The sequence below is a fragment of the Gilvibacter sp. CC01 genome, assembly GCF_055755295.1.
Map to the genome: position 1 here is coordinate 666,573 of NZ_CM146909.1, position 18,927 is coordinate 685,499.

An 18,927-nucleotide genomic window follows, 5' to 3' on the forward strand; every position below is an offset into this window, starting at 1 on the left:
TTAGTTCTTTGTCCAGTTACTGGCAAATTCGCAGTCGGTGTAATCTCTGTTTACACTGACATAGGTCTCGATTATCTTCTCGTCTTGCCAAGCTTCTATCGCGCGTCTTCTTTTATCGTTTAAGGCCAGATCTTTGATCTTTTCGTAGTCCTTGGAATAATCGGCTTGGTGCTCGTCATAGCGATCGGTCACCATAATTATCTTAAACTTCTTTCGTCCGGTTCTATCGGCATCGGTAAGAACTTGCGAAACTTCTTGATCTTTTAGATTGTAGATCTGCTGGGCCAAAACTGGATCCATTTTGGTAAGGTCAAAGCGCGTATCTCCGGTTACCGGGTTTATGAGTTGCCCTCCGTCGTTCTTGGTTTCCTTTTCGTCGGATTCACTCTTGGCAGCCTCTGCAAAGGTGAGTTCTCCCGCTACGATTCGATTGCGGATATTCTCTATCTTCTTTTTGGCAACCTCTACCGTGGCATCGGTCACATCAGGGATCAACAGAATATGGCGCACATCTACAGTTTGTCCGCGAATTTTATCGACCATAAGAATATGGTATCCAAATTCGGACTCAAAAGGTTCACTAACCTCTCCTTCTTGCAAAGAGAAAGCCATGTCTTTGAATTCTTTTACAAAATTGTCGGAGCGCTTTAGACTGATCTTCCCTCCTTTGGTACTCGAACCAGGGTCTTGTGAATACAATACTGCTTTGGTAGCAAAAGACTCTCCGTTTTCCACAATTCCAGTTCGGAACTCGTTTAAACGATCGATCACTTTTTGAATCTCCTCTTGTGGGATTTCCGGTTCTATAACGATCTGAGCGATCTCCACCTCAGCACTAAAAAGCGGACGTTCATCCGCAGGGATAGAATTGAAAAAGGTTCTCACCTCTTCTGGTGTGATCTCTACACCTTCGATGATCTTGTTCTGCATCTCTGAGGCCAACATGTTGGTCTTGTTGATCTCAAAGAGCTCCGCCCTGAGTTCCGGCATGGTCTTTTTCTTGTAGAATTTCAAGACCTGCTCTTCGGAGTTGAATTGGGCTAACATGTATTGTATCTGCTGATCTGTGGTGGCGTTTACTTGTGCATCTGGAATGATCACACTGTCTTGAATGGCGTGATGTGCATAAAGCTTCTCTTCCATTAGCGTTCCTAGCAATTCACAGCGGCTAATGTCTGAGGTTGAAAAACCTTGTTGCTCTATTTGGATGTATTTTCTATCGATATCACTGTCTAGCACAATATACTTTCCTACTTGAGCAGTAACTCCATCGACCTTGAATTTCTCAAAAGGCTTTACGGTATCTTTAACCTGCTGACTCGCTGCAACTCCCGTACTGTCTACCTCAACTACTTCCTGCGCCTGTACTTGCAATCCAACCAATAAGGCTGTTGTCACTAAAATTCGGCTATTGATAAATTTCGAAATCATTATTCTTGATCGCATCTTTTGTAATATCGGCCTCTAAGTTTTTTATGAGGTCCAATTTCCTTTTGTTTAGTATAATCTGTTGAATGGTGGGGCGCACATATTCCAAGGGTGCGTCGTCCCCTTTTTCTAAGGCATCCTGAACTTGGATCAAATATACTCCTATAGAGTCTTGCAGCCTTACGAAATTAGATTTTTTTAACTTTTCAGCATTCGATTTATCGCTGATCAGTGGGATTTCCGTCAAAAGGGCATCTTGTCTAACCCAAGTGCTATCATTGAGGTAATATCCCTTGAATTGAAACGCTTTAGCCTCTAGAGCAGCTTTAGCATCGGTGTCGAAATCTCGCAAATTCTTAGCAACTTCTTCTGTTGCGTTTGAACTAATGGGCAGATTTACATAGCGTAGCTTGAGCAAACGCTCTTTGAGTCTAAAACTCTCGCGATTCTTTTCGTAGTACTGCTGATAAACCGAAGGTGCTATGGTACTGTCCAATTTTTTGGCTACCACGGCATTCTTATAGCCTTTGGTGTATAGGTCTTCTTTATAATCTTGAACCAGTTGATCGTAAGTGGTAAGCTGAGACTCCGGCAAATTGATTCGCGCCTGATCGATGAGTAACTGCTGTGTCGCCCAACGATTGATGTAATTGGTAACAATAAGAAGGCTGTCTTCTGGAGAAGTATTTGGTTGAATCAAATTCACCAGATCTTCTTTAAAAAGATAGCTATCATTCACCCGAGCCACAGGCTCAGAGGGTAACTCCTTGGTAAAGAAATCACAGGAATAAAGCGTAAAACACGCCAATATGATAGTTAGAACGCTTTTCGATTTAAGCATTAAAGTTGTGCTTTAATTTCCTGGAGCACCTGCTGATCAACCGTTACCTTGAACTTTGCTTTCAATGCTTCCATAAAGGCTGCTTCTAAAGCCGCCTGGTAATCGCCCATGATCTTACCACGGATCTTATCGAGTGGGATAGCTGTTGGTGCTAGGAGCTCATCTGTGCGTATAACTGTGAATTGCCCTGCCTTATTGTATACTTTAGACACACCGGAAGACAATTTATAATCCTCTGGCAATAAACGGTGACCTTCTTGGTAGGTTCCATTACTAAAAAGTACCTGAGTCTCTTCTTCGTTGAATTGTTCTTTCAATTCACTGAGACTAGCACCTCTCTTTAGGGCTTTGCGCAGTTGCTTTGCAACAGCTTCATTTGGTGTGCTGGCAATCAAGGCTTTTACGCGAGTTTCGTATTGGTAATTGGCCAGGTGTTCTTTGTAATAGTTCTCTAAACCGATGCTGTCTTCTCTTACCTTGCTCCAGATCTCGTTTTCCATCAGGTCAAAGATCAACAGCCCTTCTTTGTATTCTCGAACGATGTTTGCAAAGCCTTCATCCTCTTCGTCTAAGTGATCTTTGAAATAATCGCGAATGGTGGCCAGTTCGAACTCATCGTAAAACGCTTTAGCAGCTCCATAGGTCGTATTGTGACGTGCTGTCTTTCGGTGACGCTCTTCTATGAATCGAGCAAAATCGTCATAAGTAAAAGTGGTAGAACCCAAAGTAAAGATCTCGGTTTTCATGGCCGGATTTAAACTATCGGTGTACTTCCAAGTTTTGGTTTTAATACTGTCTGTTAGAAACTCCGTAAAGAAAGGAACAACATGCTCTGGAGAGGTGATATTATACCTCTCCTTGAGTTCTTGCTTAGAGAGTGCCTTGATATAATCCAAACGCTGTGCTTGTTGCACTTGACGTTTAAGACGCTGCTCTACGTCTTGAAAGGTTGGATATTCATGTCTGTCTATCAATTTAATGATGTGCCAACCAAAGTCTGTTTTGACCGGGCTAGACATATCGCCAGGATTCTTTAAAGCAAAAGCGGCACGTTCAAAATTCTCTGCATTGAGCATCCCTGGACCAAAGCGACTCAATTTACCGCCATTCTCAGCCGTATTTCTATCGTCGGAATATTGCTTGGCCAGTTCTTCAAAGGAAGCGCCTTGTTTAATGTTGCTATACAGTTCGTTGATTCGTGCTTCCGGATCAAAGCTAGCATCGTCTGCTTTTGGACTGATCATGATGTGGGCTACAGTTACTTCCTTAGCCACAGGACGACGATCTAGAATTTGGACGAAATGATACCCGAATTGCGTTCTAAACACTTTAGAAATATCACCTACCGGGGTATTGTAAGCTACTGTTTCAAAAGGATAAACCATTTTAAAAACAGAGAACCAGCCAAGATCTCCTCCTGTGTCTGGAGCGCTAGGGTCTGCAGAAAACTGACGAGCAGCCTGTTCGAATTTGCGTTTTCCATCGATGATCTCTTGTCTGAGTTTTACTGCTTTATTGTAGGCTACCAGAGTGTCCTGTGGAAGATCATCTATAGAAGCAGCAATTAGTATATGGCGCGCTAATATCTCTTCTTGTTGCCTTGCAAAGGCTTCTTTCATGAGCGTATCGGTCACCTCTTCTACGTTCATGTAGGTGGTAGCCAATTTGTGCTTGTATTTGCGATACTCTGTTTTATGAGCATCTTGCTGATCCAACCCCATAGCGTAGGCCTCTGCAACCTTGAGCTTGTAATCGACATAGAGATCGAGATAATTTTCGACTTTGCGCTGCTCAACGTCGGCCACAAGATTTAAATTCTTCTTGTAGACGCGCATGAACTCTCCGGCACTTACGGTCTGATCACCAATAGAAAGGACTGTTTTGTCTTCCAATTGCTGCGCTGTGGCGGCAGGAAGAAGTAGACAAATAAAAATCAAGCTAAGCAAGCTACGTTTCCCCATAGATCATATTTTTTATAGTACCCGCAAAAATAGCAAAAAGCCCCGGCCAAGCAAGATTTTAACGCCCCTACTCCACAGCTGTTAAGAAATTTACCATAATATTAACGCACTTAGATTTTTGCTACCTTTAAGGTATCGATCAACAACTAAACTCAATTTTCATGAAATACACTTGCGAAATCACCATAGATAGACCTTTACAAGAGGTCATAGAGAAACTAGACAACGCAGAGAATATGAAGCACTGGCAACGCGGTCTGCTCAGTTATGAAGTTACGCAGGGTACGCCTGGACAAGAGGGTGCGAAAATGCAACTCAATTACCAAATGGGAAAGCGTCAAATGAGTCTTACAGAAACGATTACAAAGCGCAATTTTCCACATGAATTCGAAGCTACCTACGATACTAAAGGGGTTCACAATATCCAGAAATTGAATTTTGAAGAAACTCCGGACGGCAAGACCAAGTGGGTATCTGATTGTGAATTCCAGTTTCAAGGATTTGGCATGAAATTAATGGGTTGGCTAATGCCTGCTGCCTTTAAAAAACAATCCTTAAAGTATATGCAAGATTTTAAGGCTTTTGTAGAAGACGGAACCTCTGTTGCTAATACTTAAGAATGGAAGCCAAAGCCAGATTGATTTGGGACTTTAAAGGTCCGGCAGGAGAACGAACCGCAGAACATCACTTGATTCATTTAGGAGAGTTCTTTGCTCGGGAGAGCTTTGTGTGTCACGAAAGCGGCAGCATAGTACAATCTCCCATGTGGCATTCTGCCTATGTGGTAGTAGACTTAAAAGATGTACAGGCACTGCGTGAAATTCTCAAACCGCATAGAGGCCAGCGCATTGCAGAAAGCACTTAGTGTTAATTGGCACCGTAATTGTAAGCTAAAATTCTATATTTGCAAAAAATTAGAATTATGCGTTTTTATCTCATAGGAATCATTGCCCTAGCGACATCATTTCAAATGTTCGCACAAACCTCTAAAGTAGGTACCATCGATGTAGATTATATTTTGAGCAAAATGCCAGATCTTACCAATGTAAAGTCAGGTGTTGAATCTTACGGAAAAGAATTGGATACCGAATTGGGTCAGAAAATCGCTAAGTACGATTCCTTGATCGCTAAGTATCAAGAAATGGAATCCACTTACGGAGACGCGATCAAGAAAACCAAGCAGAACGAAATTATCGCTCTAGAAGGAGAAATGCAGCAGTTTCGTCAAAACTCTGTGACCTTGATCCAGCTTAAACAAAACGAATTGATGCAGCCTCTTTATCAAAAAGTAGGCGTTGCTTTAGAAGCAGTAGCTCAAGAACAAGGATATACTCAAGTACTTACAAGCAACGCAACCGTAGCTTATTTGGATCCTAAATTCGATCTTACCATTGCGGTTATGCAAAAACTAGGTCTACCTACTGAAGAGTAACACAACAGACCCTTAAAAAAACAAAAAAGCACTGTTTATGGACAGTGCTTTTTTTTTATAGAATGATCTAAGTATTATCTACTGTAATTCGGAGCCTCCTTGGTAATGGTTACATTGTGTGGATGACTCTCGTGGATACCTGCAGAGGTGATCTTAACAAATTTTCCTTTCTCTTGGAGCGTCGGAACATCTTTGGCTCCGCAGTAACCCATACCTGCACGTAAACCGCCTACAAACTGGTGAATACTCTCAAAGAGATCTCCTTTATATGGTACACGCCCAACGATACCCTCGGGAACCAATTTCTTTAGGTCGTCTTCCACATCTTGGAAATAACGGTCTTTAGACCCTTTAGACATAGCCTCTACAGATCCCATCCCTCGATAGGACTTGAACTTACGCCCTTCGTAAATAATGGTCTCTCCCGGAGACTCCTTAGTCCCTGCAAGTAGTGATCCTAGCATCACACAGTCCGCCCCAGCGGCCAAGGCCTTTGGAATATCCCCTGTATAGCGAATACCACCATCTGCAATAACAGGAACTCCACTGCCCTTTATGGCAGCAGCTACTTCTATAACTGCTGAGAACTGCGGGAATCCAACTCCGGCCACAACGCGGGTGGTACAGATAGAACCAGGCCCAATACCAACTTTAACGGCATCTGCTCCGGCTTCAACCAAATATTTTGCGGCTTCTGCAGTGGCAATGTTTCCAACCACTACTTCCAGTTCTGGGAAGCGCTTCTTAATTTCTTTTAAAACGGTGACTACTCCCTGAGTATGTCCGTGCGCCGTATCGATAACAATGGCATCTACATCCGCATTGACTAAGGCCGCAGCACGTTCTACAGCATCGCCGGTAACTCCAACCGCCGCAGCTACACGCAATCGACCATAACTGTCTTTGTTTGCATTCGGCTTTAAGGACAGCTTGGTAATATCTCTAAAGGTAATTAGACCTATAAGGGTATTCTCTTTAGTTACAACAGGCAGCTTTTCGATCTTATTGTCTTGTAATATCTCTTCGGCATCCATCAATGAGGTGCCTTCGTGGGTGGTCACCAAGTTCTCACTGGTCATTACCTCAACGATAGGACGATCATTATTCTTTTCGAAACGCAGGTCTCGATTGGTAACGATACCTTTGAGCTTGCCTTGCCCATCTACAATAGGGATCCCGCCTATACTGTGCTCGCGCATACTGTTCTTGGCATCGATCACTTTGGCGTCCATTGGCAGGGTTACCGGGTCGATGATCATCCCACTTTCTGCACGCTTTACGCGACGCACCTTAGTGGCTTGTTGCGCAATGGTCATGTTCTTGTGCAAAACGCCGATTCCACCTTCACGAGCCATAGCAATGGCCATACGCGCTTCTGTAACTGTATCCATAGCTGCGGATACAATAGGTACATTGAGCGAAATATTACGCGTAAATTTAGATTTGATAGAAACTTCTCTGGGAAGTACCTGAGAATAGGCCGGAACAAGTAGAACGTCGTCGTAAGTAAGACCCTCGCCTACTATTTTGTTTTGATGTGCTGTCATTGCAATTAAATCTAGTGCCCGTTGCCGAACGTTGAATTTTATTTAATTGCATGCAAATATACCAAAAATCGACGAGAGCAGATGTAAAGAATTCCTTAAGAATTCCACAAGGGCCTAAAAGCGAAATTCCAAACCTGCATACAAGGTACGCGGCTGACTTGGAATGATCCCTGGCCCGGGGTAGCCTGTAGCTCTGCGGACAAAATAATTGTTGTCTAGCAGATTGTTTATTCCGCCTTCAACTTGCAACCAGGATTTGAATCGGTAGCGGGCAGAAAAGTCAAGTATATCATAAGCCGGGATCTCTCCTACTATCCCGCTTTGGCTATCCAGATCGGCCCGAGAATTGGTGGCATCGGTAAACTGCTGGCTCAAATAAGTGTACTGCAAACTGGCCAAGAAATTCTTATAACCCATACTCAAACCTGTCTTTAAGTTTACGTCTGGCACAAATTCCACCTGATTCCCCACTACATTGTTGAGTTCGCTGCGGGTGTATTCGGAGCGGGTCAAAGCTAAGTTCGCAAATACACTGAGTCGGTATTCTTTGTCCAGACCAAGGGCAGGCACTAAATTGTATTCACTAAAGCCCTCAAAACCATAAGTAACAGCGTCACCGATATTCCCGCGGAATTGCTCTTGTTGAATATCGCTAACGGCTCTTAGCACCAATCCCAATCGGTCTTGGTAGCTCAATAAGAAAATGCCCGCATCAAAACTAAAGTTATTCTTTATACGACCGCGCAGGCCTATATCTGCAGTAAAACCAGATTCGTCACTTATATTAGGATCAATGGTCAGCGAGGGATTCGTAATTCGAATATCACTAAAGGTTACCGAGCGGTAATTTTGGCTAATGTTTCCGTAAAACTCCAAGGCGTCTGTGGCTTTATAGCTGGCTCCGAGCCCTAGTAGTACAAAACTTCTATCTACACTGCGCATATCTGGCACCGTTTCTTGTAAGATGGGATTGCCAGCAAGATCAAAGTTGATGCGCTCAAAGCTACCGTCGATCTCTGTTTTGATGTATTCAAAACGCGCTCCCGGGGTAATACTCAAGCGGTCATTGAGTTTTAATATATGCTCCGCAAAAAAAGCCACATTCAAGTTGGGCAGATCAAAATCACTTTGACGAGCATAGTTCGGAAACTCCTCATCCGCAAAATTGAAGTCAGCATCTAGGCCATTGGTGCCTGGACCTTGGCGTTCTGCATTGTTTGACTGATAGTACTTCCCTCCTATTAAAAAAGTCTGCTCTTGTCCAAAGGCATCATAACGACTTAAAAATCGCGCTTCGGCACCCCAGTTTCTAAAATTCCCAACAATGAGCTCTCTGGGCGACTCCAAATCATCCACCTGAGAAACACGGTTCTCTCTAAACCCAACAGACTTACGCGAAGCATCAAGGGCAAAGAGGTTCAAGCTGAACTGACTGCGCTGCGCTATGGCTTGCTCCCACTTCAAACTGTAGAGTTTCCAATCTACTTTAAAGTAGTTCCGGGTTCTGTTACTAAATGTAGGATCTTCCTGAAACTGACTGTCCGTGAGTCCGCCCGCTTGCTGGGCCAAATAGTTCAGATAACTAAACTCCGCAGTAATTGTTGTTCTTTTAGACGGTTTATAACGCAACAAACCAAAAGCATTATAAGATTCAAAATCAGAATTGGGTCTAAAGTCTTCTCCTGATTTATAGTTGAAATAACTGTAATAACTGAACTTACCCAGGGTACCGCTCAGGCTGTTGAAACTGGTAAACAAATTATAAGCTCCCAAAGTTTGTCGACTAACCAGTGCAATAGGTTTTTCCTTTTCGGGTTCACGCATTTTAAAGTTCACCAAGCCGCCGAACTGGGTTCCGTATTGCAAGGACGCAGCACCGCGAACTATTTGGATCTCTTGTACCGCCTCTGGTGGTGGCGAATAGTAACTTTCCGGATAACCTAAAACATCCGCAGAGATATCATAACCGTTCTGGCGGGTATTGAAATTGGCCGTTCTATTAGGGTTTAAACCTCGGCCACCTATATTGAGCTGCAAGCCCGCGTCATTGTTCTCGTAAATGTTAAGTCCAACTATCCTAGAATAAATTTGTCTAGCGTTGGCCGTGGCCAAGTTTGCCGTGACATTATCTAGCAGGACAACCTCACTTTTCTTACCGGAATAAATAGCTGTCCCCTCGACCGGACGCAATTGTCTCAATGCTAAAACTGTTTCTCTTTGAGCAGTAATGATAACCTCAGAAAGCGCTTCCCCTAAAGGTTTTAAAGCATAAGTCAAAGTCTTGTTGGTATTTAGGCTGATGGTAGCCTCAAAGAGTTCGTAGTCTAGTGCAAAGACATAGAGCTGGTAATCTCCCGGTTCCAGATCTTCAAAGACGACTTGGCCATTAGCATCTGTTAGACCGCTCTCCACAGCAGGATTAAGGTAAACTTCTGCGCCTACTAACGCTTGTCCCTGTTCGTCGTTCACTTGGAGTTCCAGCCTTAATTGGCCAAAGGACGCAGATACACAGCAACAGCTAAAAAAGACAACTAGGTATGTACTAAGAGATTTAAAGTCCATCGATGGTATCGTTAAAAGGAAGTATCCAAGTTTTGTGTTTAAAAGATGCGCGCTGGCTTACCAGATCGACCTTTGGGTCTATGTAGGCTTGACTCAATCGCCCGTTAAGCGCCACATAGCTCTCTACATAGACAGCCACATCCTTATAGCCTTGCTGCTGATAATGATCTGCCAAATAATGGGCATACTCTAATATAAAATCGGGCTGAAAGCTCATTTGCTTTTCTTGCAGCGGCGTTAAAAAGTCGCTATTATCTATAGCGAATGACTTTCCGGATTGTCCGTCCACCACTTTGAATTGCGCATAACCGGCCTTTTCCATCAGCATGACGCGCCAAGAGAAACGATAGCCTTCTTCTGTCCAGAACAACTCCCCTGGGTATAACAAATAGCGCCATGGGAATAACAACTGAACCACAAAGAAGAGGATCAGAACAGGCTTTACATATGTTTCAGGTTGCCAAGTTTTTGCAGCGTGTACAGTTTGCTGTCGATAGAGTTTTAGACTTTTCAGTACAGTTTGGAATCCACTTAAAAGACGCTCGTGAAAGCTCGGACTAAAAAAGATGAGCGAAGAAACGATCATGATATAAGGGAACATACCTATGGGAAACAGGACTCGGGTCAAAACGTGAAAGATCACTACCAAACCAAAGGCAAACCAACGCGTTCTGGCAAAGAGTAGTAAAAAAGGAATAAAAAGATCGTAAAGTGCGCCGCCATAACTAAAAGCATAGTGTACCCATTCTTGCTGCATGAGATCTCCCAATAGCGGCAGATCGTATTTGGCCGGCAGCCAGATCTTTAAAGGCATAGCTTCTACCAGCCAGTCACTATTGAGCTTGGCCAAACCTGCATAGAAATAAACTATCCCCAGCATAAGCTTAAGAGAATCTACTGTCCAGCGCGGTACTTCCTTAGCCGCAAAACCAGGTTTTAGAGCATCTACAGCAAACCAACGGTTGGCTGGTAAAAAAATCATCAGAAAACTAAGTACACTGACAAAGTAATAGTGATTCAAATAAGTGGTTTTATCCATCAGCTCTATATAGGTAAAGCTCAAAAAGAACAAGACTATGGACAATCGGTACTTATAGCCTAAGGCCACGCCTAGGGCAGTCAAGCCACAAACCACAAACAATAGATAAGTCCAAACACCTATGGGTTTAACCCACTCAAAGCCGTAATAGCTAAAATGAAACTCGGGTTCTAAGTAGAGTTTCGATATCCAGCCATTGGCCCAAAAGCGAATAAGACTCAAGAGCATCATCACACCAAATAAAACACGAAAGACCGCTAATGGAGCGGTCTTAATCGTGCGATTAAAATAGGTATGATTTACTAATGAGAACATTTTTAGTCGCCGTCTGTATCTACAAAGTCTACGTCAATGCTCAATGCCTGAAGCATGTCTACCTTTAAAAGAATCACATTGCGCTGCAATTCGTCGTAGGCTTCCAGCATGGCAGTATTATTGGTTTGCACTTGAGTTGCAAAATTGTCATCCAGATCGTTGATCGCCAAACGAGCCAGATCGAACTGCTCGTTGATCAAAGTACTGAGGTCTTCTCCGTTCTTAATGGTGTTCAAGAAATCTAAATAAGACTTAAAGCCTCGACCGTTTCCTCCTGCTAGACCGTTCCCGTTAAAGAAACTCTGTACCGCTTGCAAGGCCTCTAGAGCCAATTCCTTAGATACTTCTTGGTTAAAGAAGGCCTCTACATTCTGTGGCATCGGATCCGTAGAGAATACTCCCGCAGGAATACCGATCTTCCCTGCGCGTAAGGCTTTCTCATAATACAGGATATAATCGTTTGTAAGCTTGTCTATGGATCCGGTTGCAGAAGCTGCAGTATTGGTCTTAAAACTAGCTGCAAAACTCATGAGCCACTGATCGCGTACCAAAGAAGCTAGGGTTTTAATGTTCGCTGCCAAGTTCTGCATATACACCAAATGATTCGGTGCGGTCGGATCGTTCTCATAAAAGTCTATGATTGCTTCTTCCGTATCGGCTATGCCAAATAGCAAATAATCCAAAGCAGGGAAACCTTGAGCGTCTATGGTAGAAGGCAATTCAAGATCGTAAGTTCCCGAGGCGATGAACTCGTCAATACTCGCCGTATCTGTAGGATACGTGTTTAGGCGAGCGCGGAATCTGAATTCTTCGGCCGGTCCGATCTCGAACATAGAAACCCACTGAAAAGCGCGATATGCAGCTAACCAATCGGTACGCACCTCCAAAAGACCCACAGCTGTCGGATCGTTTGCAAAGGCCGTGACACTTTCTTCAAGAGCTTCTGTAAAGGGATAGAACTCCTCATAAGCCGGAACGATGATATTGTCTGTCCAATTCGCCAAAAGCGCAGCACGGTCAAAACCAGTGGTTCCGTCTCCGCCGTTGTTATCGGTTCCACCACCTGCGTTGTTATTATCGGGAGCTGGATCATCAGAAGAACAGGCTAAAAGCAGTCCTGTAAAGAGTAGAAAAATTGTCTTTTTAATCATGTTCAAATATTTTGCAAAATTACAAAGCAAAACCCGAGGAGCCAGCTCATGTGGCTCCCGGTTTTGATAATTTATTCACAGTTTAATCTGCTGCTTGTGCAACGGTAAAACTTAATTTAGCGGCAATAGTTTCTGCTAGGTCACTCAAGATGGCAGGAGTTATATCCCATAGGCCGTTTGGCCCTTGCTCCATAAGTTGAGCCAGCATGGCATCTACCTCAGTTCGGTTAAAATATGGCGCTCCCGTAACTGTGTTTCTGGTAAAGCGCAGACTATAGATAAAACCATATCCTTCGGAAAGGTCGTGGAAAGCAGTTCCGTAATTCTCTTGCTCAAGCGCCAGACGCCCTTGCTCCAAATAATACACTGCTCTAATGGCAATGATCTCTGAGATGCGCTCTTGAATAATAGCAGCTTGCTCATCGCGCAATTGATAATTCTTACCAACTATTGCAGCACGACCAAGTTTAAAGGCATCGAACAGCTCTTGCGCAATACCTGTAAAGTCTGCGTCATTCTCAACGCGACCTAGATATTTATTCAAGAAACTATCGTCGTCTCCTAGGGTCGCTAATGGGTTAGCAGCGCTCGGCGAATTTCCGAATAAGTAACCGTAGGCTTCGTCCCATTTATGCTCCATGGTGGTATAGTTCTTACCGTCTTCTAATACCTCATTATCGTTGTTTTCAATATTGTCTGCTTCATCTAAAACTGCAGGACTCAAATAGTTGTTTATCATTTGATCGGTCATTAAAGCTCCTAAAAGGCCTTTGATCCACAGCTGATTGTACTCCAATCCGTTTGGAGCGACCCAGCGGGTAGCACTCCCGTCTGCCAACTGTCCGGCAACTCCTGGTTCTGCCGCCTGTAGTTCGCCTGGAAACACCTCAGTGACCTGCTTTTCGAGATAGCTTTCAAAGTCTGCGCGAATTGCTGCGGACTCTGCCGTATTGGTAAAAAAGTAATCACGAGAAGCTGCAGTTTTACTGCCTAAGTTCTTGCCAGAGGCGTTTAAAGCTGCATCTTGGAAATTGGACTCGCCTTCTTGGTGGTTGAACATGGCTGAAAGTGATTCGGCAGTAGCATTGTCAAAATCTAACAAAGCTCCTACCACTTCCTCTGCCATACGAATACGCGTGGTCTGCCCATCAAAGGCTACGGTTGTAGCCCCATCGCGCTCAAAACTATAGGTAAGTGGTGCCTCTATATCTACCCCACCGTTGTCTACGATAGGTTCGTTGTTATCATCGTCTGAGCAACTAGCAAAAAGTACCGTTACTGCTAAGATTATGTTTGGGATGTATTTCATAGTTGTTTTTATTAAGACTTAATCTAAGTAACAAGTTATAGATATCTAAAAAATTGGTTCTTTATAAGGTATTAATCTGATCAGCTGATAGTGAATTTAAGGCCTAAAATGTTCTGTTTTTATTTAGAACGAATTTAAATAACGATGCAAAATTAAGACTCAGCGTTTATCCAAACAAGTTTATTTAGATTAATTTTAAATAAAATTCACGTTAAGAATCGTAGCCACTGAGTATCAGTCCGTTTTACTCCTACTGCTTAAGAAAGTCTATGACCGCTCGGCGAATATCGCCTGCCTTCTCTGTGGTTTCTGGAGTGTATACTCCAAGGATCTCTGGGTGGTCTGCTGTTAGAAAAGGGATATCGAATCCTTTGAGCAAGAAATCACTCAGCGCAATGCTGTAGACGCCTTCTGGGTCAATCTCTGTAGGCCCTATCATCCACTCCCCTTGAGCATTTCGGTCTATGTTGAAGCGTTGCAGATAGGCTCCCTTTCCGCGTTTGCTCAATCCGTAGTCAAGTGTCTTTATTAAAAGTGCTCCGCTCATATCTACCTTAACCACATGTCCGCCAAAAGGAAGCACACGGAATATATCTAGACTGCTAATAGCTCCAGCTAACATATCGTCCAGACGGATAGAGCCTCCATTAACTAGAGCTGCCTGAGCAGGTTGATCAAAAGCCTTAGCCATGGCTTCGGTTATGATACCGCCCAAATTGGTTTGTATACCTCTACTGGCACTGTCTGTTCCGTCTAAAGGTGTACTTGCTGTGTAAATGATCTCGTTGGGGTCTGCCACTACTTCTTTGAGTTTGGAATCTAAAATAGCTTCCCATTTCGCCACTACGGCTTGGGTCGCTGGTTGTGCGGCCAGTCTTTCATCTATTGGCACTAATTCTGAATCTATGATGAGTACCTTAGTATTCTTATTGTATGTGAAACGATGCACATAAACCGTTTTGGCATTGGCGTCTGCCTTAACCACAGTAGCATTATTGGTAGGAACCGACATATTATTGTGCTCATGTCCACCCATAATCAGTCTCAGCGCATCAAACTGGTTAGCAACTGCCTTGTCTTGTTCTAAAGCCAAGTGGGTAAGCCCTAATTGAATATCTGTCTTAGGGATCACCGCTTCTAATGCAGCTTCCAAGGAAGGAATTACAGGCTCATAGGCTACAAAATCTCTCGGATTAGAATCTATACAGGCACTTACAAAACCTACGTCTAGTTTGGTTCCGTCTACATCGGTCATAGACCAGATATAATAAGGTTTTATAGCAACGTTTCCTATATCACGGTTTATCTTGAAATAGGATTTACGGTCATTATTCACTTCTAAAACATTAGCAACAGTCCAAGCAAAGCGCGATTCATTAATGCGTTTTTGTAGCGCTTCACGTCCTATATCGAACTCGTGGTTTCCAAAGGTGGCCAGATCCATCCCCATAGTGTTCATGGTCTCTACCATTTGCTTGCCGTATATGCGCTCCCCATCCAGTTTAAGCGTTCCTATGAGCGAAGGATTCAGAAAATCACCTGCCATGACCATAAAAGTATTGGGGTTGATCATGCTAAGTGAATCCTTCAAGTGGGCAACACGAGCCATACCTCCGTGTTTACCTCCTCCCAAAGGAGCTATCTCGTATACATCGTTGAGCTGAATGATCACGAACGCTATCTGTCCGTCATCTTTTTTAGTATCAGTTACTGTTGCTGCGGATTTACATCCGTTGGCTAAAATCAGCAATAAAAGAAAAGAAAGTACGCGCATCTTAATGGTATTTGTGAAATATCTTGGAAGCCTCGTTAAAAGCACTTTCAAAACTCATAGTAGCAATATTGGTATCGGCTTTTACCGTTGTAAAGTAAGAGACCAAGCGTTCAGTTGGCATGTTTCCGGTAAGCTCATCTTTAGCCATAGGACAACCGCCAAAGCCTTGAATGGCGCCATCGAACCTGTGGCAACCTGCCTGATAGGCAGCATCCACTTTTTCGTGCCAACTGCTAGGGGTAGTGTGTAAATGCGCCCCAAACTCAATGGCAGGATAACGCGGAATAAGATTCGAGAACAGGTAATCTATCACCTCGGGAGTACTCGAACCAATAGTGTCAGAGAGCGATAATATCTTAACCCCCATGGCTGCTAAACGTTCGGTCCACTCGCCCACTATATCCACATTCCAAGGATCTCCATAGGGATTGCCAAATCCCATAGAGAGATAGGCCACTACCTCTTTGTTATGCGCATCGGCTATGTTTAGAATCTCCTGTAAGGTTTCTACGGACTGCGCAATGGTCTTGTGCGTATTACGCATCTGAAAGTTCTCCGAAATGGAAAACGGGAATCCGAGGTAATCTATCTGTGCAAATTTGACCGCATCTTGAGCTCCGCGAACATTGGCCACTATTGCTAAGAGTTTCGACTCCGTAGTGCTCAAATCCAAGCTGTTTAATACCTCGGCAGTATCTTTCATCTGCGGAATTGCCTTGGGTGAGACAAAACTCCCCACATCAATGGTATCAAATCCGCAGCGCAACAATGCCTGGATATACTGCACTTTCTGCGGGGTTGGAATCCAATCTTTGATGCCTTGCATGGCATCTCTTGGACATTCGATGAGCTTAACTTTTTGCATCACTCAAATATACGATTCCCAAGGCTTATTCGGGCAGTAAAATATAGATTGCTATTCCTACAAAAACTACGATCTGCAACCACTTGAAAAAGAGACCGCTCTTGGGCTGACTCATGGCGTATTTGTTAAGCTGACCAGCGAAAAGCGCTATGCTGCTAAAGATGAGAAAGGAGATGAGCATAAAGCTGCCTCCCAAAATATAGAATTGCTTTACCAGGCCTGAGTCTGGGTTCCACAAAAAACTGGGAAAGAAGGCCAAAAAGAATAAGATCACCTTAGGGTTTAGCAAGTTCATGACCACGCCTTGCCAATACAACTGCGTTAAGCTCCTTTTGGGTACTCCGGAATCTGCTATAATGTCGCCTTTAGACCCGTAGACCTTATAGGCCAGAAACAACAAATAGGTGGCACCAAAGATCTTGATCCCCCAAAAAAGTCCAGAAGAAGCTGTAATGATCGCAGAAACACCAAAGGCTAGCAAGGTGGTATGCACTATGCAGCCCGAGATCAAGCCGGCCGTAGTTGCAATTCCGTAACGGCTGCCGTGAGCCATGGCCTGAGATAAGACATAGATATTATCAGGACCTGGAGAAAAGGCCAATCCAGCAGTTGCAATAGCAAATAAGTAGAGGTTCTCTAGCATTAGCTTAAAAATACTTCAATTTGTGTAATGTATAGCGTTTTATTCCGACTACGGACTTAAAATAGCTGCTATGAAAAAGACTACCCTACTTCTAATACTTACCCTGATCTCCCAATTGGGATGGTCTCAATCCACGGCCCAATACAGTGTCAGTTTTGAAAGCACTTGGTCTCAAGCTACACATCCGCATTCCAGTGGTAGTTTGCCAGCGACAGCACATTGGTCGCGTTTGGTGGGTGCAACACATAATGATAATATTACTTTTTTTGAGCTCGGCGGATTAGCGACAGCCGGGTTAGAAGATGTGGCAGAACAAGGCAATAACGTACAATTCTTCAACGAAGTAGCCAGCGCAATAAGCGCCGGCGATGCCAATCTACAAATTGAAGGCCCTGCCCTAGCCACGGCTGCGGGAGCGGTTAGTATCGACCTCATTGAAACCACCTCAGACTATCCACTTTTGACTTTGGTATCTATGATAGCCCCTTCTCCAGATTGGATCATTGGCATTAACAGTATTTCGTTATTAGATTCCGAAGGCAATTGGATCGATGAGATCGTGATCGACCTCTACCCTTATGACGCCGGAACCGATAGCGGCCCAGATTACAGCTCTCCAAACATGGACACAGACCCTCAGGATCCCATAAGTAGTTTACAAGGCGTTACACCATTTTCCACGGCCCCCATGGGAACTTTGACCATTAGCCTAGAAGGTATCTTGTCTGTAGATGAGCTCGCGCTAGAAAATGTTAGTATGAGTCCTAATCCTGCGACAGACTTACTTATGCTACAGTTTCCTCAGGCTGAGTTTGACCGTGTGGCTATCTACTCCGCTTTAGGACAACAGGTCATAGCAAGACGTATTAATGGGCAACAAGATCTAGTCTTAGATATCAGTAAACTTAAAAGCGGTGTATACTTGGTGCATTTACAAAGCACGCAAGGACAAACGGTGGTACGCAAACTCGTTAAGCGCTAAGAATTTCTTTTTGGATCGCCTTTACCAGAGCTGGTCCTTCATAAATAAAGCCGGTATAGAGCTGCACCAAGCTTGCGCCGGCTTCTAGCTTTTCCATAGCGTCTGCTGCGGAGTGAATTCCGCCCACGCCGATAATAGGAATACTCCCCTCGCTTTTTTGATGTAAGAAACGAATCACTTCTGTACTGCGATCAGTAAGTGGTTTACCACTAAGGCCTCCGTTTCCAATGGCAGTTACTTTTTCTGCGGAGGTGGTCAAAGGCTCACGTGCAATGGTGGTATTAGTAGCGATGATACCGTCAGTCTTAGAATCCCGAACAATGTCGATTATATCTAAGAGTTGATCCTCATTGAGGTCTGGTGCTATTTTGAGCAAGATAGGCTTCGGATGGTTCTTGGCCTGATTCTTTTCTTGCAAGGTCTTTAACAGCTCCGTAAGTGGCTCCTTTTCTTGTAAAGCGCGCAAGTTTGGTGTGTTCGGAGAGCTAACATTCACCACAAAATAATCTACATGATCAAAAAGGGCTTCGAAACATTTGATGTAATCTAAAGTCGCCTCTTCATTGGGAGTTACTTTGTTCTTCCCTATGTTTCCTCCAATGATGATCTTGGTCTTTCTGTTCTTTAAACGGCCCAATGCAGCAGCTACTCCCTGATTGTTAAAGCCCATACGATTAATAATGGCCTTGTCCTTTTTTAAGCGGAACAATCTTTTTTTAGGGTTGCCTTCTTGTGGTTTTGGAGTTAGGGTTCCAATCTCGACAAAGCCGAATCCGAAGTTGGCCAATTCGTTGTAAAGTTTGGCGTCTTTGTCAAAGCCTGCTGCTAAACCTACCGGATTATCAAAGGTCAATCCAAAGACCTCTCGCTTAAGCTTAGGGTCATTGGTCACATAAATAGCTTTAAAAAGACCTCCCAAACCGAGCTTATGCATAAAACGGATCAATCCGAAAGTAAAATGATGAACAGCTTCTGGATCAAAACAAAAAAGAATCGGTCTTAAAAGGAATTTATACACGGCTAGAATGTTTGCACAAAAATACATTTTCTGCGGCTTCTAATACAGCATCCGCAGCAA

The 18,927-nt window shown here is 43.7% G+C and carries 16 protein-coding genes; 4 read left to right on the forward strand and 12 right to left on the reverse strand.

The features are described from left to right. The 3 genes from AC0J2F_RS03130 to AC0J2F_RS03140 are packed head-to-tail and all read right to left on the reverse strand — an operon-like array spanning position 1 to position 4,230. Positions 1–1,431, reverse strand: a complete 1,431-nt coding sequence (locus AC0J2F_RS03130; RefSeq protein ID WP_473008682.1) for a peptidylprolyl isomerase — start codon at positions 1,429–1,431, stop codon at positions 1–3. Continuing rightward, a complete protein-coding gene (locus tag AC0J2F_RS03135; protein WP_473008683.1) occupies positions 1,409–2,269 on the reverse strand; it encodes a peptidyl-prolyl cis-trans isomerase in 861 nt (286 codons plus the stop codon). The genes AC0J2F_RS03130 and AC0J2F_RS03135 overlap by 23 nt, the downstream gene beginning before the upstream one ends. Beyond that, positions 2,269–4,230, reverse strand: coding sequence for a peptidylprolyl isomerase (locus tag AC0J2F_RS03140; protein WP_473008685.1), 1,962 nt, complete (start codon positions 4,228–4,230; stop codon positions 2,269–2,271). Before AC0J2F_RS03140 ends, AC0J2F_RS03135 begins: the two co-directional genes overlap by 1 nt. A gap of 161 nt (positions 4,231–4,391) precedes the next feature. On the opposite strand from AC0J2F_RS03140, the gene AC0J2F_RS03145 reads away from it, so the two are divergent. The 3 genes from AC0J2F_RS03145 to AC0J2F_RS03155 are packed head-to-tail and all read left to right on the forward strand — an operon-like array spanning position 4,392 to position 5,662. Next, positions 4,392–4,847, forward strand: coding sequence for an SRPBCC family protein (locus tag AC0J2F_RS03145; RefSeq protein WP_473008687.1), 456 nt, complete (start codon positions 4,392–4,394; stop codon positions 4,845–4,847). A gap of 2 nt (positions 4,848–4,849) precedes the next feature. Further along, entirely contained in the window at positions 4,850–5,095 is a 246-nt protein-coding gene (locus AC0J2F_RS03150; RefSeq protein WP_087524842.1) for a hypothetical protein, read from the forward strand. A 57-nt stretch (positions 5,096–5,152) separates the two neighbouring features. After that, on the forward strand, positions 5,153–5,662 hold the full coding sequence (locus tag AC0J2F_RS03155) for an OmpH family outer membrane protein (RefSeq protein ID WP_374957667.1): 510 nt from the start codon (positions 5,153–5,155) through the stop codon (positions 5,660–5,662). 74 nt (positions 5,663–5,736) lie between these two features. Here the strand turns inward: AC0J2F_RS03155 and guaB are convergent, their stop codons facing one another. The 8 genes from guaB to AC0J2F_RS03195 all read right to left on the reverse strand — a co-directional run bounded on the left by guaB (position 5,737) and on the right by AC0J2F_RS03195 (position 16,867). After that, positions 5,737–7,209 (reverse strand): IMP dehydrogenase, encoded by a 1,473-nt coding sequence (gene guaB, locus AC0J2F_RS03160; RefSeq protein WP_473008688.1) that lies wholly within the window; start codon positions 7,207–7,209, stop codon positions 5,737–5,739. 114 nt (positions 7,210–7,323) lie between these two features. Beyond that, positions 7,324–9,678, reverse strand: coding sequence for a TonB-dependent receptor domain-containing protein (locus AC0J2F_RS03165; protein WP_473008690.1), 2,355 nt, complete (start codon positions 9,676–9,678; stop codon positions 7,324–7,326). Between the two features lie 82 nt (positions 9,679–9,760). Then, positions 9,761–11,125 carry an HTTM domain-containing protein gene (locus AC0J2F_RS03170; protein ID WP_473008691.1) on the reverse strand — a complete coding sequence of 455 codons (1,365 nt, stop codon included), beginning with the start codon at positions 11,123–11,125 and terminating at the stop codon, positions 9,761–9,763. Positions 11,126–11,127: 2 nt separating this feature from the next. Beyond that, the gene (locus tag AC0J2F_RS03175; RefSeq protein WP_473008692.1) at positions 11,128–12,276 is read right to left on the reverse strand and encodes an imelysin family protein; all 1,149 of its coding nucleotides are present in this window, start codon (positions 12,274–12,276) and stop codon (positions 11,128–11,130) included. A gap of 82 nt (positions 12,277–12,358) precedes the next feature. Then, positions 12,359–13,585: a DUF4856 domain-containing protein gene (locus tag AC0J2F_RS03180; protein ID WP_473008693.1), complete on the reverse strand. Its 1,227-nt coding sequence runs from the start codon at positions 13,583–13,585 to the stop codon at positions 12,359–12,361. Positions 13,586–13,835: 250 nt separating this feature from the next. Further along, the gene (locus tag AC0J2F_RS03185) at positions 13,836–15,359 is read right to left on the reverse strand and encodes a bifunctional metallophosphatase/5'-nucleotidase (RefSeq protein WP_473008694.1); all 1,524 of its coding nucleotides are present in this window, start codon (positions 15,357–15,359) and stop codon (positions 13,836–13,838) included. Between the two features lies 1 nt (position 15,360). Next, positions 15,361–16,224, reverse strand: coding sequence for a hydroxymethylglutaryl-CoA lyase (locus AC0J2F_RS03190; protein WP_374957661.1), 864 nt, complete (start codon positions 16,222–16,224; stop codon positions 15,361–15,363). A 25-nt stretch (positions 16,225–16,249) separates the two neighbouring features. After that, positions 16,250–16,867 carry a LysE family translocator gene (locus AC0J2F_RS03195; protein ID WP_473008695.1) on the reverse strand — a complete coding sequence of 206 codons (618 nt, stop codon included), beginning with the start codon at positions 16,865–16,867 and terminating at the stop codon, positions 16,250–16,252. A 70-nt stretch (positions 16,868–16,937) separates the two neighbouring features. Between AC0J2F_RS03195 and AC0J2F_RS03200 the strand changes: the two genes are divergently transcribed. Continuing rightward, positions 16,938–17,849, forward strand: coding sequence for a T9SS type A sorting domain-containing protein (locus AC0J2F_RS03200; RefSeq protein WP_473008697.1), 912 nt, complete (start codon positions 16,938–16,940; stop codon positions 17,847–17,849). Here the strand turns inward: AC0J2F_RS03200 and AC0J2F_RS03205 are convergent. Further along, entirely contained in the window at positions 17,839–18,867 is a 1,029-nt protein-coding gene (locus tag AC0J2F_RS03205) for a quinone-dependent dihydroorotate dehydrogenase (protein WP_473008698.1), read from the reverse strand. The genes AC0J2F_RS03200 and AC0J2F_RS03205 overlap by 11 nt on opposite strands. Positions 18,868–18,927: the final 60 nt, after the last annotated feature.